This is a genomic window from Klebsiella sp. CSG-1 (assembly GCF_056521145.1).
Genome location: NZ_JBWNLD010000003.1, coordinates 366561 through 390182 on the forward strand (window position 1 = coordinate 366561; position 23622 = coordinate 390182).

Sequence of the window (23622 nt, forward strand, 5' to 3'; positions counted from 1 at the left end):
CCTTATCGGTGAGCGCAGAAGCCCTGGAGATGTAAACGGTCTTTTAATCTCTTCGTTCTGCGCTCACTTTCCACCAGCTATTATTTCAGCAGCGCGCAGTCCGGCGGCAGGCGGCAGCGCAGGGCGCCAGGAAGAATTTCCATGCGGAAATGTTTACCGCTCAGCGGTTCGCCATCGAGGTTAAAGGTCATCTCGTGCGGCGCGGTGACTTCAAACCACGACGACACGCCGTCCACCAGGTTAGGGGAGTTGTCGGGATTCGCCAGGGTAGTAAACAGCGCGGGGAGCAGCTCTTCGCCGGTAAAAACCCGCAAATGCAGCAGACCGTCGTTAATCAGGGCCTGCGGGCAAAGCTGCTGACCGCCGCCGGCCTGACGACCATTACCGATACCAATAACCAGCGCGTTTCCGCACCAGCTAAAGTTTTCGCCGCGGATTTCGCAGCGGTCGGGTTTCAGGGTGTCCATACGCATCAGGCCATGAATCAGATAGGAGACGCCGCCGAGCGCGGCTTTGAGTTTCTCCGGCGTTTCGGTGGTAATCCGCGTGCCGAAGCCACCGGTCGCCATATTAATAAAGCCGGTTTTGTCATTCACCCGCGCCACGTCGATGGCGATATCGCGGCCGACGATCGCCAGTTTCAGGGCGCTGGCGAGATCTTGCGGGATCCCGACGCTGGTGGCGAAATCATTGGCGGTACCCAGCGGCAGGATACCGAGCGGCACCTGGCTCTCGCGTTGGACCAGCGCCGTGGCGACTTCATTGATGGTGCCATCGCCGCCGCCGGCAATCACCGTCCCTACCTTAAGCTGCAGCGCTTCATCGACAAAACGGACGGCATCGCCTTTTTCCCAGGTCACACGGACATGGATGTCGACACCTTCCTCGCGCAACAGCGCGATCGCTTCGCGCAACTGCGGCTCGTTAGCTCCTTTGCCATTGAGAATCAGTAAGCTGGCTGGAAACACGGGCATAGTTATGGCTTCCTTTTTGTACAAGATGCAGAAAGTGTACCCCATGAAGGCGAGGATGGACATTTTGTAAAAGCGGACGGCGACGAAAAGGGGGGAACGCCCAGCGGCGTGAAAAAAATAAGCCCGCGTAAGGGAGATTACGCAGGCTAAGGAGGTGGTTCCTGGTACAGCTAGCATTTATGGGTTATGTTTTTCAGCAGGATGGATGATACCCGCTTCAAACGAAACGGTGTGTGATCCGTTTCTAATATCCGTGCATCCTGAAAAAATAACCCTGATAAACTAGTTACTATGCGGATTTCTGGTCGTCTGACCAGTAAAGTTGCGCATCAGCAGAGCATACTGCAGTTCCATCTCTTCCGGCACCGGTAACCATACTGTATAGCCATCGCCAGGGGCGACCGGCATCGCTTCGCCTTTGGCATTCACCATCTGTTCAAGGGTGAAGTTAACGTTGCCCTGCGGGGTCATCAGCTCAAGGCTGTCGCCGACGGAAAATTTATTCTTCACCGCCACGGCGGCCAGCTGGCCGTTGCGCTCGCCGGTAAATTCACCGACAAACTGCTGGCGCTCGGAGAGGGAATAACCGTACTCGTAGTTCTGATAATCGTCATGGGTATGACGGCGCAGGAAACCTTCGGTGTAGCCGCGGTGGGCCAGCCCTTCCAGGGTTTCCAGCAGGCTTTCGTCAAACGGTTTACCCGCCGCGGCGTCATCGATAGCCTTGCGGTAAACCTGAGCGGTGCGCGCGCAGTAATAGAACGATTTGGTGCGGCCTTCGATTTTCAGCGAGTGCACGCCCATCTGCGTCAGACGCTCGACGTGCGCAATGGCGCGCAGGTCTTTGGAATTCATGATGTAGGTGCCGTGTTCATCTTCGAAGGCGGTCATGTATTCGCCAGGCCGTTTGGCCTCTTCAATCATAAACACCCGGTCGGTTGGCGCGCCGATCCCCAGCGTCGGTTCGACGGTCTTGACCGGAATCGGCTGATGCTGGTGGACGATATTGCCGACATCATCTTCTTTGCCTTCCTGGACGTTATATTCCCAGCGGCAGGCGTTGGTGCAGGTGCCCTGGTTCGGGTCGCGTTTGTTGATATATCCCGAGAGCAGGCAGCGGCCGGAATAGGCCATGCACAGGGCGCCGTGGACGAAAATCTCAAGCTCCATCTCCGGGACCTGGCTGCGGATTTCGCCGATTTCATCCAGCGACAGTTCGCGGGAAAGAATGACCCGGCTCAGCCCCATCTGCTGCCAGAATTTAACGGTCGCCCAGTTGACGGCGTTGGCCTGTACCGACAGATGAATCTGCATATCGGGGAAGTTTTCCCGTACCAGCATGATTAAACCCGGATCGGACATAATCAGTGCATCCGGCCCCATATCCACCACCGGCTTCAGATCGCGAATGAAGGTTTTCAGCTTGGCGTTGTGCGGCGCAATGTTGACGACCACGTAGAATTTTTTCCCCAGCTGATGAGCTTCATTAATGCCCTGCTGCAGGTTTTCATGGTTGAATTCGTTGTTGCGCACGCGCAGAGAGTAACGCGGCTGGCCAGCATAAACGGCGTCAGCGCCATAAGCGAAGGCGTAACGCATATTTTTCAGCGTTCCCGCCGGGGAAAGGAGTTCCGGTTTAAACATGATGTTCTCGTTCTGATGACAGGTCAGATTCGCCACACCTGATGCGGCGACTTGGGGAGGCACCGTTATGAACAGTGCCCACACATTAAGGGCGGGCATTGTAGCGCTGTGGGTAAGGAGAGTAAACCTTTCCCCTTACCCCAATCTGCCCTTGTGAAACGAGAAGGGGACTTACGCCAGACGGCAGGCGTCGGCCTCCCAGCGGTAGCCAACGCCGTAGACGGCGCGGATAAAGGACTGCTCGGCGTCCAGCGACTCCAGCTTACGCCGCAGGTTTTTGATATGGCTGTCGATCGTTCTGTCGGTCACCACCCGATAGTCATCATACAGGTGATTGAGCAGCTGCTCGCGGGAGAAAACCTTGCCCGGCTCCTGCGACAGCGTTTTCAGCAGACGAAATTCGGCAGGGGTCAGATCCAGCAGCTTATCGCGCCATGAGGCCTGAAAACGGCCCTCATCGACAATCAGCGGGCTTTCCGCATCCAGCGCCAGCAGATCCCGCCGCGGTCGGCAGCGGCGGAGGATCGTTTTCACCCTGGCGACAACTTCGCGCGGGCTGTAGGGCTTGCAGATATAGTCGTCGGCGCCGATCTCCAGTCCAAGCAGCCGATCGATTTCCTCAATTTTCGCCGTCACCATCACCACCGGAACGTCGGAAAAGCGACGGATCTCCCGGCACAGCGTCAGGCCATCGGTTCCCGGCAGCATCAGATCTAACAAAATCAAATGCGGCGGGGTCTGGCGAACGTAAGGCAGGACCTTGTCGCCGTGATTAATCAGCGTTGGCGCATAACCTGCTGCGAACAGATAGTCGAGCAGCAACTGACCCAGTTTGGGTTCATCTTCCACGACAAGAATGCGTGGGGTATTTTCATCAACAGGTAATTCACTCATACGTCTCTCGGTGTATCACGTTCCAGAGGTAACTCTACTTTAATGCTAACCCCGCCAAAAGGCGAATGGTCGGCCCGTAAGGTGCCGCCGTGGGCAGCCACAATGTTGACACAAATCGCCAGCCCCAGTCCGGAGCCGCCGCTGGCGCGGTTGCGCGAACCTTCGGCTCGATAAAAGCGCTCGCACAGCCGTTCCAGCTGTTGGTCGCTGACGCCCGGACCGCTGTCGGCAAAATCAAGGATGATGCGACGGCCTGTCTGGCTGGCGCTGATCAGCAGACGTCCGCCGCTATCGGTATAGCGGAGACTGTTTTCCAGCAGGTTGTTAAAAAGCTGCATCAGGCGATCGCCGTCGCCAAATACCGTCGCGTTTTCCGGAAGCGAAACGGCGATGGTCAGCCCCCGGCTGGCAAAGCGTTCACGGAAGGCGCCCGCCGCGACTTCCAGCAGCGTAATGATATCCACGGAGGTTTTTTGATAGGCCAATGCGCCTTCGTCGGACATCGATAGCTGGTGTAGATCGTCGACCAGTTTGGTCAGGGTGGCGACCTCCGCCTGTAGCGAGGCGACGGAATCCGGGGTGAATTTACGTACCCCGTCCTGAATCGCTTCCAGTTCGCCGCGCAGCACCGCCAGCGGGGTCCGCAGCTCATGCGAAATATCCGCCATCAGGTCGCGACGCATTTGCTGGTTGCGTTCCAGGGTGCTGGCGAGCTGGTTAAAATCCTGCGCCAGGCGGCCTAGTTCATCGCTGCTACTGACCGCCACGCGGGTGGTGAAATCTCCCGCCGCCAGGCGGTGGGTCCCTTCGACCAGACGTTTGACCGGCGCCAGCAGGCCGCGCGCCAGCGGGAACGTGGCCAGCGCCGCAAGGATCGTCGACAGGGCAACAATCAGCCAGCTGGTGCGCTTTTGCTGACGGTCAAAGTTAATATCGGTGTTGCGCGTCAGACGCTCGACCGGTGACGCGATAACCGCGCCCACCGACACGCCGTTCACCACAATGTTGCGACGGCTGCCATCTTCAGGCACCCGCTCGCGGGGGCCAACCAGCACCCGTCCTTTCTGATCAACAACCCAGAAAAGCGTGCGCCAGCCGTGCGGGGGCATATCCGGGCCGGGGCCGCGTGGACCGTTTGGCGGAGGGCCATCCGGCGGGGGGCCATCGGTGTCAGGGGGGCCGAGGTCCAGACGGCCGTCAGGCATGCCGCCGGCGTTTGTTTTGCGCCCGCCGGGGAAGCGATCGTCGTTATCGCGATCGAACGACTTTAACAGCTGGAAAATAAATCGATCGTTATTGCGCAGAAATTTCCAGTTGCCGTGCAGGGCATACTGCTCGCTCAGCGCATCGCCCAGCATCGTCAGCCGCTGTTCATTTCCGCGCTTGATATAATCGATAAATCCGCGTTCAAAACTGATGCGCACCGCCCAGTGCATGCTGATGAGCAGCACGATGCAGGTGGCCAAAATAGCCAGGAACAGCTTGCCGGTAATACCGGGACGCCATAGCTTCACGGTTCACTCCTGTTATGTCGGGCGATAGCGGTATTGCTGGCAGTATCATCCGGAACGCGGGAAAAAAGGCATGCCGGCAGCGCGATAATCACCGCCATGCTCAGGTAGGTATAGAGAAAGACCTGATGGGTGGCGGCGGCATCGGCGCTGATATGCTGTTGACCGAACAGGCCGAGCAGCATCCCGGCGAGGGTCACGCCAATACTCATCGACAGCTGCATGACCATCGACAGCATGCTGTTGCCGCTGCTGGCGAGATCATCCGGCAAATCTTTCAGCGTCAGGGTATTCATTGATGAAAAGCGGCTGGAGTTGATCATCCCCTGCACAAACAGCACCACCGGCAGCAGCCAGTACCAGCCCGCCAGGGCGACGGCCATAAACAGCAGGCTAACCAGCGCGAGACCCACGGTCGCCACCATTAAGACGCGGCGGTAGCCAAAGCGGTTCACTACCTGCACCACGATACGTTTCATGCCCATACTGCCAAGCACCATCGGAATCATCATCATCCCGGCGTGAAACGGCGTAAAGCCAAGGCCAATTTGCAGGAATACCGGCGTCATAAAGGGCAACATACCGCTGCCGATGCGTCCGGCAAAGCTGCCGCCGAGCCCGAGAGAGAAGGTGCGGTTGCGAAACAGGTTCAGGCTGAACAGGGCGTTGTCGTTGCCCCGGGCGTACCATAAATAGAGCAGAATCGAGGCCACGCCAATGACCACCAGCGCGCTCAGCAGCAGCGGAGATATCCCCAGCCCTTTTTTACCGTCGAGCGCGAGGGTTAAGGTCGCCATCCCCAGCGCCAGCAGGATAAAGCCAAACATATCGAAGCGCCGGGTCTGCAGCGTGTAGTTCGGCATCAGCCACAAGGTGGCGATGGCGCCGATAATGCCCACCGGAATATTGATTAAGAAAATCCAGTGCCAGGAGGCGTATTCCACCAGCAGGCCGCCGAGTGCCGGACCAAGCAGCGGGCCGACCTGGCCGGGGAGCGTCACAAAGGTCATCGCCGCCATATACTGGGCGCGCGGAACGATTTTCATCACCGTCAGGCGACCGACAGGCACCATCATGGCGCCGCCGACGCCTTGCAGTACGCGGGCCAGCACCAACTGATCGAGGGTTGCCGCCTGGGCACAAAACAGCGACCCGAGCGTAAACAGAATGATGGCGCTAAAGAAGATATTGCGTACCCCCACCCGGTCCGCCAGCCAGCCGCTGGCGGGCAGCATAATCGCCACCGTCAGGACGTAGGAGACGATAACCATATGCATGTGCAGGGGGCTCTCCCCAAGGCTTTTAGCCATCGAGGGGAGGGCGGTATTAACGATAGTGGTGTCCAGCGACTGCATAAAGAAGCCGAAAGCCACTATCCATAATTGCCAGCGGACGCTGGAGGGCAGTTCTGTCATATTATTCGCTTACCGGTTGGCTGAGTTTTCGCGAAAAACGCAACCGCAGACGGTCAAAGAACAGATAGACCACCGGCGTAGTGTAGAGGGTTAACAGCTGACTCATCACCAGCCCGCCGACAATGGTGATCCCCAGCGGCTGACGCAGTTCCGAGCCGTCGCCGCCCGAGAGCACCAGCGGCAGCGCGCCAAACAGCGCCGCTAAGGTGGTCATCATTATCGGGCGGAAACGCAGCAGGCAGGCCTGGAAGATCGCCTCTTCCGGCGGCAGATTGCCGTTGCGCTGCGCCTCGAGGGCAAAGTCGACCATCATGATGGCGTTTTTCTTCACTATCCCAATTAATAGCATGATGCCGATCAGCGCAATCAGGCTAAACGGCGCGCCAAAGAGCTCCAGCGCCAGCAGCGCCCCCACCCCTGCCGAGGGGAGGGTGGAGAGAATCGTTAACGGATGCACATAGCTTTCGTAGAGGATCCCCAGCACGATATAGACCGTCGCAATGGCGGCCAGAATCAAAATAACCTGCGAATTCATGGTCTGCTGGAAGACCTGCGCGGTACCGGCATAGGAGCCCCGGACGCTGGAAGGCACTCCAAGCTGCGTCATCGCGCGGTTGATGGCATCGCTGGCTTCCGACAGCGATTTACCGGTCGGCAGGTTAAAGGAGATCGTCGACGCCGCCGACAGCCCCTGGTGGTTGACCGACAGCGGCGCGTTAGCCGGCTGCCATCGGGCGAAATAGGCGAGGGGGATCGGCTTACCTTCACTGTTGATCACAAACATTTTATCCAGCGCGCTGACGTCCTGGGTATACACCGGATCGACCTCCATCACCACTTTATACTGGTTCAGCGGCTGGTAAATCGTCGAGATCTGCCGCTGACCGAAGGCGTTATTCAGCAGATTGTTGGCATCCTGAACGCTGATCCCGAGGCGCGACATGGTATCGCGGTCGTAGATGAGATCCATTTCGGCGCCGTTATCCTGTTGGTCAGAGTTGACGTCCGCCAGCTCCGGCAGCGCGGCCAGCGCTTTACGAATCTTCGGTTCCCATTCGCGCAGCGCCGAAAGATCGTCTGACAGCAGGCTGTACTGATAGCTGGCGTTGGCCTGGCGACCGCCGACGCGGATATCCTGCACCGCCATTAAGAACAGGTTGGCGCCCGGTTCTTTCGCCAGTTTTTTACGCAGCCGGTCAATAATCTGCTGCGCCGTTTCATGCCGCTGGTCGCGAGGTTTGAGGGTGATAAACATCATCCCGCTGTTCACCCGTGAGCCGCCGGTAAAGCCGGTGACGTTATCCACCGCCGGATCTTCGCGGATGATTTGCATAAAGTCCTGCAGTTTGCCGCGCATCGCCTGGAAAGAGATGCTCTGGTCAGCCTGAATGCCGCCCATCAGCACGCCGGTATCCTGCTCCGGGAAGAAGGTTTTTGGAATCGAGATATAGAGCCAGACGCTGAGCGCCATGGTCCCCAGCAGCACCAGACCGGTGATGCGGCTATGTTTGAGCACCCACTTCAGCGATTTACCGTAGCCGCCCTGCACGGCGACCAGCAGGCGGCCGAAACCGCGGTTGCGCGTGGGTTCAGAAGGTTTACCGCTCTTCAGTAGCCAGCCGCACATCATCGGCGTCAGGGTAAGGGAGACCGCCAGCGAGATGCCGATCGCTACCGACAGGGTGACGGCGAATTCGCGTAACAACCGCCCCGGCAGGCCGCCCATCAGCAGCAGCGGTAAAAAGACCGCCACCAGCGAGAGACTCATCGACAGCACGGTGAAACCGACTTCACGGCTCCCCTGCAGCGCCGCCTGCAGCGGCTTCATTCCGGCCTCAAGATGACGGGAGATATTCTCCAGCACCACGATAGCATCGTCGACCACGAAACCGGTGGCGATGGTCAGGGCCATCAGCGACAGGTTGTTGAGGCTGAAATCGCAGAGATACATCGCCGCAAAGGTGCCAATCAGCGAGACCGGAACGGCCACCGCCGGGATCAGCGTCGCCCGCCCGGAGCGCAGAAACAGGAACACCACGAGGATCACCAGCGCCACCGAGATCACCAGCGTCTGCTCGACTTCCTCCAGCGAGGCGCGGATGGTCGGCGAACGGTCCTGGGCAATTTGCAGATCGATAGCCGCCGGAATGGTTTTTTGCAGCTCCGGCAGGCGGGCGCGAATGCTGTCGACCGTCTGGATGATATTGGCTTCCGGCAGCTTGCGGATCATCAGCAAAATGGCCGGCTTCGCGTTGGTCATCCCGGCGTTGCGCACATCCTGCACCGAATCGCTGATCTGTGCGACGTCGCCAAGGCGCACCGCCGCGCCGTTGTTGTAGTGCACGATCAGCGGCTGATATTCCGCAGCGGTTTTGAGCTCATCGTTAGTTTGTACCTGCCAGCGCGAGCTGTGATCCTCCAGCGCCCCCTGCGGCTTGCGGACGTTGGCGTTATCGATAGCGGTGCGCACGGCGTCCAGCGACACGCCCTGGTTAAACAGCGCCTGCGGGTTGAGGTCGACGCGCACCGCGGGCAGCGAGCTGCCGCCCACGTCAACGTCGCCGACGCCGTCAATTTGGGCGATGGTTTGCGCCAGTTGAGTCGAGGCAAAATCGTACAGCTCGCCCTGGGAGTAGGTATCCGAGGTGAGCGTGAGGATCATAATCGGCGCATCGGAAGGGTTGGCTTTGCGATAGGTCGGGCGACTTGGCATGCCGCTCGGCAGCAGGCTTTGCGCGGCGTTGATCGCCGCCTGCACATCGCGGGCGGCGCCGTTGATATCGCGGTCGAAATTGAACTCCATAATAATGCGCGTGCTGCCCAGCGAACTGGTGGAGGTCATTTCCGACACCCCGGCGATCCGGCCGAGCGAGCGTTCAAGCGGCGTGGCCACCGACGAGGCCATGGTTTCCGGCGATGCGCCGGGTAGCGAGGCGCTGATCATGATCACCGGGAAATCGACCTGCGGCAGCGGGGCGACCGGCAGCAGACGGAAACCGAGTACCCCGCACAGGGTGATGGCGAGCGAAATCAGAATCGTCGCCACCGGGCGGTAAATGAAGAGGGCGAAAAACTTCATTTACGCCTCCTCCTCATGCCGTGGGAAGCGGCTCTTGATATACAGCGACAGGCGGTCGAAGAGCAGATAGATAACCGGGGTGGTGAACAGCGTCAGCACCTGGCTTAACAACAGACCGCCCACCATCCCGATACCCAGAGGACGGCGCAGCTCGGCGCCGACGCCGGTGCTCAGCATCAGCGGCAGCGCGCCGAGCAGAGCGGCGAGCGTGGTCATCAGAATCGGGCGAAAACGTAGCAGACAGGCCTGATAAATCGCCTCACGTGGCGGCATGCCCTGTTCGCGTTCAGCGGCCAGCGCAAAGTCAATCATCATGATGGCGTTCTTCTTGACGATACCAATCAGCAGGATAATCCCGATAATGGCGATAACGTCCAGCTCGCTGCCCGCCAGCCACAGCGCCAGCAGCGCGCCGACGCCGGCGGTCGGTAAGGTCGACAGAATGGTAATCGGGTGGATAAAGCTTTCATACAGCACGCCGAGCACGATATACATCGCCACCACCGCCGCCACCACCAGCCAGACGGTGTTGCCGAGCGCCGACTGGAAGGCGAGGGTGCTGCCCTGGAACTGGGTGCGGATATCGGTCGGCAAATCCAGCGCCTGTTCGGCGGCGAGGATGGCGTCGACCGCATCGCCCAGCGAGTAGTTATCCGGGACGTTGAACGAAATGGTGGTCACCGGGAACTGATCGAGATGGTTAATCGACAGCGGCGCGAAGCGCTGCTCGACGCTGGCGATGGATTTCAGCGGCACGATGCCGCCCCCGCTGCTGGTCAGGCGAATGTTGTCCAGCGCCGCCAGCCCCGGCGTCGCCCGGGTGTCATGCTCCAGCACCACGCGATACTGATTGGCCTGAGTGTAGATGGTCGAGATCAGCCGCTGGCCGAAGGCGTTATACAGCGCATTATCGACATCGGCCATGCTGATGCCGAGACGGCTGGCGCTGTCGCGATCGACTTTGATATAGGCGGCGAGGCCCTTATCCTGCCAGTCGCTGCTGACGTCGGAGAGCTGCGGAAGCGCCTGGAGACGCGTCAGCAGCTGCGGCACCCAGTTACTGAGGGCATCCAGCGAGTTCGCCTGTAAGGTGAACTGATACTGGGTCCGGCTGACGGTGGTATCGATTGTCAGATCCTGGGTCGGCTGTAGGTAGAGCTCGACGCCGGGAATCCCGTCCACCGATTTCTGCAGGCGACTAATCACGGTCTGCACGCGGTCGTCGCGTTCATCCAGCGGTTTGAGGTTAATCTGCAGGCGGGCGCTGTTCAGCGCCGGGTTGGTGCCGTCCACTCCGACGTAGGAGGTCAGACTCTCAACGGCCGGGTCTTTGAGGATCGCCGCGGAAACCTGCTCCTGGCGCTGAGCCATATTCGCAAACGAAGCGGACTGCGGAGCCTGTAATGTCCCCTGAATAATGCCATTGTCCTGAATCGGGAAGAAGCCTTTCGGAATGAAGACCCACAGCATAATGGACAGCACCAGCGTGCCTAAGGCCACGCTCAGGGTCAGCCACGGGTGATTCAGCACCCTGCTGAGCATCCGACCATAGGCGGCGATGACCCGCTCGAAGAAGCGCTCGCTGGCCCGCGAGAAGCGGTTTTGCTTACGCAGCGACTCGTGGCTGAGCATGCGCGCGCACATCATTGGCGTCAGCGTCAGCGAGACGACGGCGGAAATCAATATCGCCACCGCCAGGGTAATGGCGAACTCGCGGAACAGCCGGCCGACGATATCGCCCATAAACAGTAGCGGGATCAGTACCGCAATCAGCGAGAAGGTCAACGAGATGATGGTAAAGCCGATTTCTCCGGCGCCCTTTAGCGCGGCGGCGAGCGGCTTTTCGCCCTTTTCGATATAGCGCGAGATGTTTTCGATCACCACGATGGCGTCATCGACGACGAAGCCGGTGGCGATGGTGAGCGCCATCAGCGTCAGGTTGTTGATCGAGAAGTCGAGGAACACCATCACCGCGAAAGTGCCCACCAGCGACAGCGGCACGGCGACGCCCGGGATAATGGTCGCCGGTACGTTGCGCAGGAACAGGTAGATGATCATCACCACCAGCGCAATTGCCAGCATCAGCTCAAACTGGGTATCGCTCACCGACGCGCGGATGTTGGTGGTGCGGTCGGAAAGTACCTGCACCTTGACCGATTTCGGCAGACTTTCCGTCAGCTGCGGCAGCATCTGACGCACGCTATCGGCGGTGGCGATGATGTTCGCTCCCGGCTGGCGTTGGACGTTCATGACGATCGCCTGCTGGTTGTTCGCCCATGCGCCGAGCCAGCTGTTTTCCGCCCCTTGCTCAATGGTGGCGACATCGCCGAGACGAATCGGCGCGCCGTTCTGGTAGGCGATGATCAGGCGGCGATAATCTTCCGCCGACTGCATCTGGTCGTTAGCGGAGAGGGTTACGGCGCGAGAAGGGCCGTCAAGGCTGCCTTTCGCCGAGTTGACGTTGGCGCTGGTGATGGCGGTGCGAATGGTTTCGCTGGTCAGCCCGAGGGCGGCAATCGCCTCGGCATTGAGCTTCACCCGCACCGCCGGGCGTTGACCGCCCGCGAGGGTCACCAGCCCGACGCCGGAGACCTGGGAAATTTTCTGCGCCACGCGGGTCTCCACCATATCTTCCACCTGGGTCATCGGAATGGCGGACGAGGTGACCGCGAGGGTCATGATTGGCGGATCGGCCGGGTTAACTTTACTGTACACCGGCGGGTTCGGCAGGTCGGACGGCAGCAGGTTGGTGGCGGCGTTGATCGCGGCCTGGACCTCCTGTTCGGCCACGTCCAGCGGCAGGGTCAGCTGGAACTGGAGCGTGACCACCGAGGCGCCGCCGGAGCTTTGCGACGACATCTGCTTCAGGCCGGACATCTGGCCAAACTGGCGTTCCAGCGGGGCGGTAATCGCCGAGGTGACGACGTCCGGGCTGGCGCCGGGATAGAGGGTGACCACCTGAATGGTCGGATAGTCCACTTCCGGCAGGGCGGAAACCGGCAGGAATCGATAGCCGATGATCCCGGCCAGCATAATCGCCACCATCAGCAGCGTGGTGGCGACCGGGCGCAGAATAAACAGTCGGGAAGGGCCGCCCGTACTGCCTGGGGGTAATACCTGCATCAGGAGCGCGCTCCCTGGTGGCCGTATTCACGGTTGGTGGCCTTCTCCGCTGCGGCGGCCGGCGCGCTGTGCGGGTCCACCACTTCCACTTTCGCCCCTTCGGTCAGACGATCGATACCGTCAGTGACCACCCGGTCACCTGCCGACAACCCGGCGGTAATCACCACCTTCAGGCTGTCCTGAATACCCGGCGTGACGGTGTGCTTGCTGACTTTATTCTCATCGTTCAGCACCCAGACGAAGTGGCCTTCATTGCCCATTTGCAGTGCGGCAGTCGGGATGACGATGGCGTTCTGTTGCGTGTCTACCAGCATACGGGCGTTCACGAACTGATTCGGGAACAGGGCGTCGTCCTGGTTGTTAAAGCGCGCTTTCAGTTTGATGGTCCCGGTGGTGGCGTCAATCTGGTTATCCAGACTCAGTAGCGACCCTTCGCTGATTTTTTGTTTGTTGGTGCGGTCCCAGGCCTCAACCTGCAGCGTTTTCCCGGCCTTCTGCGCCTGGACAACGGTGGCGATGTCATTTTCCGGCAGCGTGAAGACCAAATCGATCGGGTGGGTTTGGGTTAACACCACGATGCCAGTGGTATCGCTGCTTGAAATCTGATTGCCGATATCCACCTGTTTTAAGCCAACGCGGCCGTCAATCGGCGCGGTGATGCGGCTCCAGTTCAGCTGCAGTTGGGCGCTGGCCACGGCGGCCTCGTCGGCTTTGATGGTGCCTTCCGTTTCGCTGACCAGCGACTGCTGGGTATCCAGCTCCTGGCGGGAAACAAGATTGCTCTTCACCAGCTGTTGATAGCGGGTGAGATCGCGTCGGGCGTTAGCGAGCGTGGCTTTATCTTTCGCCAACTGGCCCTGGGCCTGCGCCAGCGCGACTTTAAACTGGCTGGGGTCGATTTCGGCGAGCAGATCGCCCGCTTTGACCTGTTGACCTTCCTGGAAGTGGATAGCTAACAGCTGGCCATCCACCCGGCTGCGCACGGTCACCGTATTGGCTGCCGTCACCGTACCGAGGCCGCTGAGATAGCGAGGCACCGATTCGCTGGTGGCCGTCGCCGCCTGAACCGGCGCCAGGGCCGCGCCGAAGCGACCGTGACGAGCGCCGCCTGGCGCCTGCGGCGGTGAGCCATTCGCTGCAGCAGGCGCCGCATTTGTCGCTTCACGACTCTGCCAGAACCAGTACCCGGCACCGGCAATGACGATGACCGCCAGCGCGATGCCCCAACGGAGTGTATGACTGCCTTTCATTAATTTGCTATCTCATCCTGAAACGTTTCGCGAAATGATACTAGTTTAGTGACCAAACGCCCCGCAAAAATGGAGGAATTATGAAAAGACTGTTGAGATATGTCTGGATAAAACGCTTTTCGATGAGCCGGTTAGGCTAAAAAAAAGCGGGGTAACTGGCCAGTCTTCGCCGTGGCCCGCGCGGTTGCTCCCGGTTCTGGCTGGACGGGGCGACTTATCAAGCCTGGTATAACCGCCCTGACGCCATTACTATCAAGATTATAGGTCTGTACTGCAGGGACGGGTACGTCGGGTGTCCGGATTGGTAACGCGAATGCCGGCATCCATCAGGAGTTGTGCAGCGACGATGAAATTTTTCCAGAAGACAAAATGGCTGTTGACGGGCGGTGGTATTGCCGTGCTCTTTTCCGTTTTGCTGACCAACGTTGTCATGTTAAATAATCAGCGCGCTCAGCTTGATACGCTGAGCCATGAACTTCTCGCCCACGCCGAAGAGGTGACCACGCAAATCATCTCTTCTATTCATCACGCGCAGATGCGACAGCTTGATGGCTGTAACAAGCAGGCGATCGCGGCCTTGCGGGAGGTTATCTGGAAGTATGCCAGGGTGGAAGACATTGGCATCGTGGAGAACGGTAAGCTGGCCTGCACCGCCAACTGGGGGATGCTGGATAAACCGCTGCCGCTTCCCGCCGAAAAATATGTCGTGCCAAATGGCTATAGTATTTACAAAGGAGTTAAAAATTATCTCCCGTACGGAGTGGTTCTCGATATGAGCCAGCAAGGCAATATTGTTTCTTTTACGTCCTCATTTGCTTTTAGCGCATTTTCCCGGCAGCACCACGGCTTTAATTTTTCTTTAACCAGCTTAAACGGCGAGCACGTTTTTCTTAATGATGTGAAATCCGCAGTCGGGACAGGGGCGTCGGTAAGCGTGAGCTTATGCAGCGGTAAATATGATATTTGCAGCCATCTGACGGAACGAAAACAGGGCTTTTTCTCACTCTCTGCGCTCCTGATCGCCCTCATTGTGAGCGCGGCTTTTATTCTCGGCGCCGCTATCTTCTATTCTATTCTGAGCTATCTCAGCGAACGGCGATCGCTGGAGTTTCGCTTAAAAAAAGCGATTATGAATCAGCGTCTTTACATGGAATATCAGCCGTTGGTGTGCGCTAAAAACGAACGGGTGGTCGGCGTCGAGGCGCTGGTTCGCTGGCATGATCCGCTCTATGGTCACATCTCCCCGGAGCTGTTTATTTCAATGGCCGAACAGCTGAATCTTTATCCCGATATCTCTAAGCTGGTAATGGAGAAGGCCACCCGCGAGTTGAAACCGCTTCTGCTCGCCGACGCGCAGTTTACCCTCGCGATTAATATCGGCAAATATGAAATTAATGACCCGCTTTTTTTAGATAACCTCCTGCGGGTTTTGCAACATAATGCGATTCGCCCTCAGCAGATTAAAATTGAGATTACCGAAAGAAGCGGCGAATACTATAAAAAAATCGCCGCCTTTTCCTTACAGGCGAGGAACCGCGGATTGCGCATCGCCCTCGATGATTTCGGCACGGGCTCTTCAAACCTGCAGTGGTTAACCGAAGTGTTTTATGATGAGATAAAACTGGATAAATTTTTCGTTAACGGACTTAAGAATGAGTATAAACGAGCCATTTTGACCTCACTTCTGGATGTCGTCTGCAGGTTGAATAAGCAAATCGTTTTTGAAGGCGTAGAAAGTAAAATTGATTTTGAGTTCGTCAAATCCTTCGATGAAAATGCTTTAATTCAGGGATGGTATTTTTACAAGTCGATGCCAATCGAAAAACTCACCGCGCTACTCCTGCCCGTCACTCCCTCTCATCCGGCGGCAAACGCGCCGCTCTAGCCTTTGCCAGGGGCCCGTCATCCGACAGCGGAATGCGTCGTTTCCCCGGCAATATACAGCGTAAATTGACCGCTGTGGCCGGCTATTCAGCCGGACTGGTGACAACATCTGTTTGATAATCAAGAAAACCCGTTGCTTTACCGGCATGTCGGGAACAATAACGATCACTAGTCACCTGAGGGTTCTCTATGCATTTTAACCAGGCTATCGCCCGCCTGCCGGCCGCAACCTGTGCCGCCGGTCAAACCACCGCCCGGCTCGGCGCGCCGGATATTGCCGGCACCACACGTCAGTTCCTCGCTTATGTGGAAACCTTGCTGCAACTCGGCCTGAAAGTGACCGTATTGCCTGCGGCTGCGGACTATCCGGATGCCCATTTTGTTGAAGATACCGCCGTGGTCATGCCGGAACTGGCGGTCATCACCCATCCCGGCGCGCCGAGTCGCCAGGGGGAAGTGGCCTCGATAGCGCCGGTGCTGGCCGGTTTTCGTTCACTGGCGCACATGAGCGAGCGGGGTCATATGGATGGCGGCGACGTGCTGCTGGTCGGTAAGCAGTTCTTTGTTGGCCAGACGGCGCGTACGGATGAGCAGGGGATCCGCGAGTTTGCCGCCGCCGTTGAACCGCATGGCTATCAGGTGACATCCATTGAAGTGAGTGCCGGGCTGCACCTGAAGTCCATCGTCAACTATGTCGGACGCAATACGCTGCTGCTGACGGAAGGGTACGTCAATCACCCGGCGTTTAGCGGGTTCAATACCATTGTGATCCCGCAAGAGGAGTCGTACGCCGGGAATACGCTCTGGATCAACGACACATTAATTACGCCTCAGGGGTACCCCTATACCCTGGGCGAAATCAGCAAGCTGGGGATGCCGGTTGTGCAACTCGACACCAGCGAATTTAAGAAAATGGATGGCGGCCTGACCTGCCTTTCACTGCGTTTTTAGCCACGTCGTTGACATCAGGGGTAACAGAATATGAAAACACGTATTGCCGCTTTACTGGCCTGTATGGCGCTGAGCGCGCCGCTGGCCGCCCAGCAGTTTGACACCATCAGCTTTGGCGTTGATGGTGGCTATCCGCCCTTTGACGTATTGGCGCCCAGCGGCGAGATCACCGGCTTTGATATCGATATTGCCAATGCGCTCTGTACGCAGCTGAAAGCGAAGTGCGTCTTCGTGAAGCAGCCGTTTGAGAGCATGATCGCCGCGCTGAATGCGCATAAATTTGATGCAATCATTGCTTCGCTGAATATTACCGATGAACGTAAGAAGGAAGTGGATTTCACCGACCGCTACTATCGCAGCGCGGCGCAGCTGGTGGCGCGTAAGGGGAGTCCGCTGCTGCCGGAGGCCGCCAGTCTTAAGGGCAAGACCGTCGGCGTACAAACCGGCTCAACGCATGAAGCCTACGCCAGAACCCACTGGGCCAGTCACGGCGTGAAGATCGTGGGTTACGCCAACCAGGACAACGTCTATCTGGATCTGCTCTCCGGGCGTATCGATGCCTCCTTACAGGACAATATCCAGGCGGCGACCAGTTTTGTCGACACGCCGCGCGGGCAAAAATTCGCCTTCGCCGGCCCGGTCATCAGCGACGGCAGCATCTCGTCTGATGTCGGCATTGCGGTCAATAAAGACAATCCGGCATTGCGCGACGCCCTCAACGGGGCCATCAAGCAAATCCGCGCCGACGGCACCTACGCCGCGATTGAGAAAAAGTACTTTAGCTTCGATATCTACGGCAATTAAGCCGTAAAGGGGAGGGCGCGGTCGGCGACCGGCGCCCCTTTACGCAACGGGTGGAAGACAGAATATGGTTGCAGATTATTTACCGCTACTGTTACGCGGCGCGGGGGTGTCGTTGTGCGTGATGCTGGTCTCACTGCTGGTGGCGCTGCTGTTGGGGTTGGTGAATGCGCTGATTAAGCTGTTCGGACCGCGCTGGCTGCGTTGGTTTTCCACCGGCTATACCACGCTGGTGCGCGGCATCCCGGAGCTGGTGATTATGCTGCTGCTGTTTTTTGGCGGCGAGATGCTGGTCAACGCGCTGCTGTCGCTGGTGGGACTTGGGCCGGTGCGCTTTAATACCTTTATTTCCGGCGTGCTGGCGATTGGCTTCGTTTTTGGCGCCTATTACACCGAGACGTTTCGCGGCGCGTTTCTCACCGTCGATCGCGGACAAACCGAGGCGGCTGAAGCCTACGGTATGCGGCCGTGGCTGGTCTTCCGGCGTATTATGCTGCCGCAGATGCTGAGCTTTGCCATTCCGGGCATCAATAATAACTGGCTGGGGCTGATGAAAGCGTCGGCGCTGGTCTCCATTCTCGGTTTAGAAGATATGGTGTGGCTGGCGGAACAGGCCGGGCGCGCCACGCAGAAACCCTTTTTGTTCTACTTCCTGGTCTCGCTGATTTATATGGTCATCACCGCCTTGTCCAGCTGGCTGTTTAGCCTCCTGGCGAAGCGCTACGCGCTGCGTTCATCAACGGCGGGGGCGACACAATGAATCTGCAGACCTTTATCGAGGCAGTACCGGGCTATCTGTGGAGTGACGGCAACGGTTCCACGAGCGGGCTGGCGATGACGGCGGAGCTGTTTTTGCTCTCCCTGGTGCCCGGAATGGCGCTGGCGGTGCTGTTGGCGATTAGCCAGGCCTACGGTCCGCGTCTGCTGGCCTGGCCCGTCCGCGGCTTCACCTGGTTTTTCCGCAGCACCCCGCTTTATCTGCAGCTGATGCTGATCTATTACGGGCTGTCTCAGTTCGACATCGTCCAGCTGGGCTGGCAAAACGATCGGCCGTTCTGGCTGCTGTTCCGCGACGCAACCTTCTGCGCCACGCTGGCGCTGGTGCTGAATACCGCGGCGTACGTCGCGGAATTGCTGGCGGGGATGATGGCGACGTTTCCGCGCCAGGAGTGGGTGGCCGGGGAAGCCTATGGCATGACTAAGTGGCAGATTATTCGCCGACTGGTCCTGCCCGCTACGCTGCGGCGGGGGATCCCGGCGCTGAACAATGAGATGGTATTTTTACTCCACGCCACTTCGCTGGCCAGTACCGTGACGTTGCTGGATATCACCGGCGTGGCGCGCGCCTTCTACGCCATTACCTACTCGCCGTTTATCCCGTTCCTGATGGCCGCCGCGCTCTATTTAGTGTGCACCTTTTTGCTGATTTTCGTCTTTTCGCGGGCGGAACGACGCTGGCTGGCGTTTATCAAGCGCCCCTGATCAGGAGCGTTTGATGGACTGCAGTTCCGTCAGGGTGACGATTTTATCGACGCGAAATTTTTTGCTGGTCAGCCAGCTGTCGGCCAGCTGGCAGTAGTGCGCCATGCTGCGACAGCCGATACGCACCAGAAAGTCAAAGCTGCCGCTGACCAGCCAGCAGTCGAGCACCTCCGGCGTCTGGCGCATCTCTTGTTCAAATACCGGCTGTGAGCGGCCGTGGTCGGCCAGCGCAATTTGCGCCTGCACCACGAAAGCATGCTCCGGCTCGGGGAGTTCAATCACCGCGCTGTAGCCACGGATAATGCCGTCACGCTCAAGGCCACGTACGCGTTCCAGGCAGGGACGGGCGGTGAGGTTTACCTGCTCCGAGAGCTTTTGATAAGAAATGCGGCCATCCCGGCGCAGGATTTCAAGGATCTTATGATCGATACGGTCAAGCCGGGCTTTCTTTTCCACAGATAGGATGTCCAATGAAAATTAAACACTATACCTTACCCGAACATGCGTTGAGTGGGCAGCGGCAATTAACCCATTTTCACTTTGGCGAACCCGGCCGCGGAGAGAAAATTTATCTGCAGGCGGGACTGCACGCCGATGAAATCCCGGGCATGCTGGTGCTGCATTATCTTAAAAGATTACTCAACCAGGCGGAACGGCGCGCCGAGCTGCGCGGTGAAATTATTCTCGTCCCGGTGGCTAACCCGCCGGGCCTGGCTCAGGTCGTGCTCAACGGCGGTATCGGGCGATTTGACCTGACGAGCGGTCGCAACTTCAATCGCGATTTTCCCGATCTGGCCCACCTTGCACAGCAGTATCTCTGCGCCGATGTACCGCTGACCCGTGAAGCGTACCTGCAGCAGGTCCGCGGGGCGATGCGCGAGGCGCTGACCGCCGAACCGCTGCGCAGCGAAGTTCAGGCGCTACGTCACCATCTGCTGACTCTGGCCTGTGATGCCGACGTGGTGCTGGATCTGCACTGCGACGATCGGGCCATTTTGCACCTGTATGCCGATCCGGTCTGGCAGGCGGAGGCCGGTGTGGTGGCCGCCTTTTTAGGTATTGGAACGGTACTGCTGGCGCAAGAGAGCGGCGGTAACTCGTTTGATGAGGCCTGCGGACTGCCCTGGCATCGCCTGGCAGCGCGCTTTCCGCAATGGCAGCAGGGCCAGCCTGGCTGTATGGCGGTGACCGTGGAGCTGCGCGGTCAGCAGGATGTGAATCACGCGCTGGCCCGCGAGGATGCCGAACGTCTGTACCGTTATCTGCAATACCGCGGCGTGCTGGCGGGCGCATGCCCGTCTGTCCCGCAGCAGGAGACGCTGATGCTGCCGTTTGCCGGGGGAGAGATCGTCACCGCGCCAGCCAGCGGGATCCTCGTACCGTTGAAACAGCCCGGCGAGTGGGTCAGCGCCGATGAGGTGGTCGCCGAGATTATCGATCCTCTCACCGATATGATTCAATCGGTCCGTCCGCAGGCCGGCGGGTTAATTTACGCCAGCCGTCGGGCGCCATTTGTCACCTTTGGCGCCGAGGTGATGAAAATAGTCGGCAAGCAGCCTTATGCCGGCGGCGGCGGGCTGGCGATGTAATCCGTGCGGCCGGGGGACCTCAGCCGTCGGGCGCCCGAATGCGCGGCCGCCGCGGAGCGGGTGAGGATTGATATGCATCAAGAGTTTTATCAACTGCAGAGATAAATAACTAAAAAAGAGTTGTAACCCTTGCGTCTTTTATTCAATTTATGTGGTGAATGTTTAATGCATACGGATAAAAAAAACATATGTGCATTAAAATCAATACATTAAATAAATCAGGGGTTCATTGTTGTGGCAAGTGCAAACAAACTCACGCTGTTTATCGTTATTTTCATGCTGTTGGGGATCCTCTCCGGCGCGGTGATTCATGCGTATGCCTCTCCGGGCACAATTACGTCATGGGCAGAAAATATTACGCTCTTTACCGACATGTTCTTGCGGCTGATTAAGATGGTCATTGCGCCATTAGTCTTCAGTACGCTGACGGTGGGCATTATGCGTCTGGGAGAAACCGCGACTATCGGGCGAGTGGGCGGCAAGGCGATGGTGTGGTTCATCACCTCGTCAATCCTCTCTATTCTGGTCGGGCTGGTGATTGTGACTCTTGAACATCCCGGTGCAGGCTTAAACCTGGCGATTCCAAAAGAGTCGGTGGATACCGGCCTTGCGGTCAGCGGAATGAGCTTAAAAGGATTCCTGTCTCATACCATCCCGACCAGTATTACCGAGGCGATGGCGAATAACGAAATTCTGCAAATCGTGGTGTTCTCGATGTTCTTTGGCATCGCCGGGGCCTCGTTGGGGGAGAAATTCAACGCGCCGCTGGTCGCCGCGCTGAACGTCGTCTCTCATATCATGCTGAAGGTCACCGGATATGTGATGTACGTGGCTCCGTTGGCTATTTTTGCCGCGATTTCATCGGTTATCGCCTCGCAGGGGATGGGCATTTTGCTTAACTATGCCTCCTTTATCGGCGGCTACTACATTGCGGTGCTGCTCACCAGCGCGGTGCTGCTGGCGGTAGGCTATATGGTGCTGAAAAAAGAGGTCTTCCGCCTGCTCAACATGCTCAAAGATCCGGTGCTGGTGGCGTTTACCACCAGCAGCTCTGAGGCGGCGTATCCGAAGACCCTAGAGCGGCTGGTCAGTTTTGGCTGCTCGCGCAACATCGTCTCCTTCGTGCTGCCGATTGGCTACTCCTTTAACCTGGTGGGGTCGATGGTCTACTGCTCGTTTGCCTCGATGTTTATTGCCCAGGCTTATAACATCCAGCTGAGTTTTAGCGAAATTACCGTCATGATGCTGACCTTGATGCTGGCATCAAAAGGGATTGCCGGGGTCCCGCGTTCTGCGCTGGTGGTCCTGGCCGCCACGATCCCGAGTTTCAATATCCCCGTTGCCGGGATTCTGCTGTTGATGGGCATCGACCATTTCCTTGATATGGGCCGTTCGGCGATCAATGTGCTGGGCAATGGGATTGCCACGGCGATGCTGTCGAAAAACGAGGGGCTGCTGCAGGAAGAGGAGCCGGAAGTGGAACCTCAGCAGGTACAGGCCTGATCGCTCAACGCCCTCTTCGCGGAGGGCGTATTTCTCGTATGTTGTGGAAAGTGTTGTGGAAAAAGAGGCCCCCAACAGGCACGCAAGGGGCAATGTGACGAAATGAACTCACCCCGATTAACCTATTATTTTCATGGTACAAAAATACGCGGCAGTATCTTTATACCCGGGTGGCGAATAATTTTATCGGTTAGCTACGGTGGATGAGAAGTTATTTCCCGCTGACACGCTTCTTTTCAGAATGGATAACCTGAGCAACCCGTTGAATTCCTAATTTTCCCTGTTTCAATGGTGTGTTCAGTCGCGCTGATTGATCTTATCCGCGTTCTTTTAACACGCTAATGAACTGAAAGAAGTCATAATGATTATTCAGTCCGTATTTTTCCATGATCTGATTTTTATGATAAATCACGGTCTTCGGGCTGAGCTGATGAAGTGCAGAGATTTTACCAATATCAAAGCCATTCATCAGGCCATGGGCAACGACGACCTGCGAAGGCGACAGGCTTTTGTGCGGGCAGTTGGCGCATATGGATGCTGAGTCGAGCGCCCGTTTTGACTCCGGCTGTTCACTCTTCGATAGCGCCCGGCCAATAATCTCGCGCAGGCTGTCAACATTGACCGTTCTGACGGGAACGAAGGTGACATCTTTCAGACAGTTGACGATCCGCGTCTTTTCCGGCAGCTCATCATAGCGATGCAAAATGATCACCGAACTGTTTTTCTTACGGTTTTTAATGCTGGTGTTACAGAGGTGAATCTCACCCGGGAGAATTTCAGCGATGATGATGTCCTGAGCGGACAACTCGCTTGAGTGGCCGCTGAACTCAATCGTCAGGGCGTCGCTGACCCGGGTGAGATCGTGGACAATTGCCATTAGCGACGCCCTAAGGAAGGTGTTGCGGCTGATAATCGCGATACTTATTTTTCTCATGACGTGACTATCCTGCGGCACTGACATCATGCCAGGCTGCGAGCAACCTTACGGGCGTATACGGCAATTGCCGTGTCTCGGGAATATCGTATTTATGAACGGAAGCATGACCTTTCATAACTACGATGGCAGTAACAGGCGCCTGCCAGGATTATTTTCTGCGCATTTTTCTGTCTGCAAAGGGAATACGCTCTTTTCTCCTGTCTTTTATATAAGAAATAAGGCTGTAAACGGAGACCGCGAAGAAAAACAGGCATAGCAATAAGGCCAGCCACGTTTGTAAGGCCATAATGAATAATCCTTAACTGAGTTTTATGCTGTGATAAATACGCAACAGTGCGCATGCGAATATTATTATTCTGTTATTCAGCGTGAAGCTGCTACCGTCGCGGCGTCTGCCGCATAGAATATTCGCGTAACGTCGCCGCCTTGAACGCAACCCTGGCAGAGTGAAACCCGGTCTGTCCGCAGGTTGGCTAGAGCGAAAGGGGGGCGCGTTCCCCTCCCGCAGCATGGCTGATTTCGGTCACGACATTTGCGGCATGAGGTCAATGTAAGAAAATTCTTAATTCTCTGTCAGTCTCATTT

18 protein-coding genes are annotated in these 23622 nt (G+C 57.6%); 7 read left to right on the plus strand and 11 right to left on the minus strand.

All coding sequences use genetic code 11. From position 1 onward, the window contains the following. Nucleotides 1-80: 80 nt before the first annotated feature. The 8 genes from yegS to AC007G_RS09795 form a co-directional block, all read right to left on the minus strand. Entirely contained in the window at nt 81-974 is an 894-nt protein-coding gene (gene yegS / locus AC007G_RS09760; RefSeq protein ID WP_004864639.1) for a lipid kinase YegS, read from the minus strand. A 282-nt stretch (nt 975-1256) separates the two neighbouring features. Then, nucleotides 1257-2618, minus strand: a complete 1362-nt coding sequence (gene trhP / locus AC007G_RS09765) for a prephenate-dependent tRNA uridine(34) hydroxylase TrhP (protein WP_032686771.1) — start codon at nt 2616-2618, stop codon at nt 1257-1259. Nucleotides 2619-2789: 171 nt separating this feature from the next. Next, a complete protein-coding gene (baeR, locus tag AC007G_RS09770) occupies nt 2790-3512 on the minus strand; it encodes an envelope stress response regulator BaeR (protein WP_004864635.1) in 723 nt (240 codons plus the stop codon). After that, entirely contained in the window at nt 3509-5026 is a 1518-nt protein-coding gene (gene baeS / locus AC007G_RS09775) for an envelope stress sensor histidine kinase BaeS (RefSeq protein WP_180888941.1), read from the minus strand. Before baeS ends, baeR begins: the two co-directional genes overlap by 4 nt. Beyond that, on the minus strand, nt 5023-6438 hold the full coding sequence (mdtD, locus tag AC007G_RS09780; RefSeq protein WP_004864631.1) for an MFS transporter: 1416 nt from the start codon (nt 6436-6438) through the stop codon (nt 5023-5025). The genes baeS and mdtD overlap by 4 nt, the downstream gene beginning before the upstream one ends. Nucleotide 6439: 1 nt before the next feature. After that, on the minus strand, nt 6440-9517 hold the full coding sequence (gene mdtC, locus AC007G_RS09785; protein WP_032699159.1) for a multidrug efflux RND transporter permease subunit MdtC: 3078 nt from the start codon (nt 9515-9517) through the stop codon (nt 6440-6442). After that, the gene (locus AC007G_RS09790; protein WP_046852061.1) at nt 9518-12640 is read right to left on the minus strand and encodes an MdtB/MuxB family multidrug efflux RND transporter permease subunit; all 3123 of its coding nucleotides are present in this window, start codon (nt 12638-12640) and stop codon (nt 9518-9520) included. It lies immediately after the preceding gene. Then, nucleotides 12640-13890, minus strand: coding sequence for an MdtA/MuxA family multidrug efflux RND transporter periplasmic adaptor subunit (locus AC007G_RS09795; protein ID WP_222826471.1), 1251 nt, complete (start codon nt 13888-13890; stop codon nt 12640-12642). Before AC007G_RS09795 ends, AC007G_RS09790 begins: the two co-directional genes overlap by 1 nt. Before the next feature lie 346 nt (nt 13891-14236). Here AC007G_RS09795 and AC007G_RS09800 point away from each other — a divergent pair, with 346 nt between their 5' ends. The 5 genes from AC007G_RS09800 (at nt 14237) to AC007G_RS09820 (ending at nt 19008) form a co-directional block, all read left to right on the plus strand. After that, on the plus strand, nt 14237-15775 hold the full coding sequence (locus AC007G_RS09800) for an EAL domain-containing protein (protein ID WP_099001742.1): 1539 nt from the start codon (nt 14237-14239) through the stop codon (nt 15773-15775). A gap of 188 nt (nt 15776-15963) precedes the next feature. Continuing rightward, a complete protein-coding gene (locus AC007G_RS09805; RefSeq protein ID WP_131055110.1) occupies nt 15964-16725 on the plus strand; it encodes a dimethylarginine dimethylaminohydrolase family protein in 762 nt (253 codons plus the stop codon). 30 nt (nt 16726-16755) lie between these two features. Then, nucleotides 16756-17529 (plus strand): ABC transporter substrate-binding protein, encoded by a 774-nt coding sequence (locus tag AC007G_RS09810; protein WP_004864618.1) that lies wholly within the window; start codon nt 16756-16758, stop codon nt 17527-17529. Nucleotides 17530-17593: 64 nt separating this feature from the next. After that, the gene (locus AC007G_RS09815; protein WP_004864616.1) at nt 17594-18286 is read left to right on the plus strand and encodes an ABC transporter permease; all 693 of its coding nucleotides are present in this window, start codon (nt 17594-17596) and stop codon (nt 18284-18286) included. After that, a complete protein-coding gene (locus AC007G_RS09820; protein WP_004864613.1) occupies nt 18283-19008 on the plus strand; it encodes an ABC transporter permease in 726 nt (241 codons plus the stop codon). The genes AC007G_RS09815 and AC007G_RS09820 overlap by 4 nt, the downstream gene beginning before the upstream one ends. On the opposite strand, the gene AC007G_RS09825 is transcribed toward AC007G_RS09820, so the two are convergent. After that, a complete protein-coding gene (locus AC007G_RS09825; RefSeq protein ID WP_004864612.1) occupies nt 19009-19464 on the minus strand; it encodes an Lrp/AsnC family transcriptional regulator in 456 nt (151 codons plus the stop codon). 14 nt (nt 19465-19478) lie between these two features. Here AC007G_RS09825 and AC007G_RS09830 point away from each other — a divergent pair, with 14 nt between their 5' ends. Both AC007G_RS09830 and AC007G_RS09835 read left to right on the plus strand, forming a co-directional pair. After that, on the plus strand, nt 19479-20597 hold the full coding sequence (locus AC007G_RS09830) for a succinylglutamate desuccinylase/aspartoacylase family protein (protein WP_046852064.1): 1119 nt from the start codon (nt 19479-19481) through the stop codon (nt 20595-20597). A 234-nt stretch (nt 20598-20831) separates the two neighbouring features. Next, on the plus strand, nt 20832-22100 hold the full coding sequence (locus AC007G_RS09835; protein ID WP_032686759.1) for a dicarboxylate/amino acid:cation symporter: 1269 nt from the start codon (nt 20832-20834) through the stop codon (nt 22098-22100). A gap of 316 nt (nt 22101-22416) precedes the next feature. Here the strand turns inward: AC007G_RS09835 and AC007G_RS09840 are convergent, their stop codons facing one another. After that, a complete protein-coding gene (locus AC007G_RS09840) occupies nt 22417-23034 on the minus strand; it encodes a helix-turn-helix transcriptional regulator (protein WP_150341317.1) in 618 nt (205 codons plus the stop codon). Nucleotides 23035-23185: 151 nt separating this feature from the next. Next, a complete protein-coding gene (locus AC007G_RS09845) occupies nt 23186-23323 on the minus strand; it encodes a small membrane protein (protein ID WP_004864603.1) in 138 nt (45 codons plus the stop codon). Nucleotides 23324-23622: the final 299 nt, after the last annotated feature.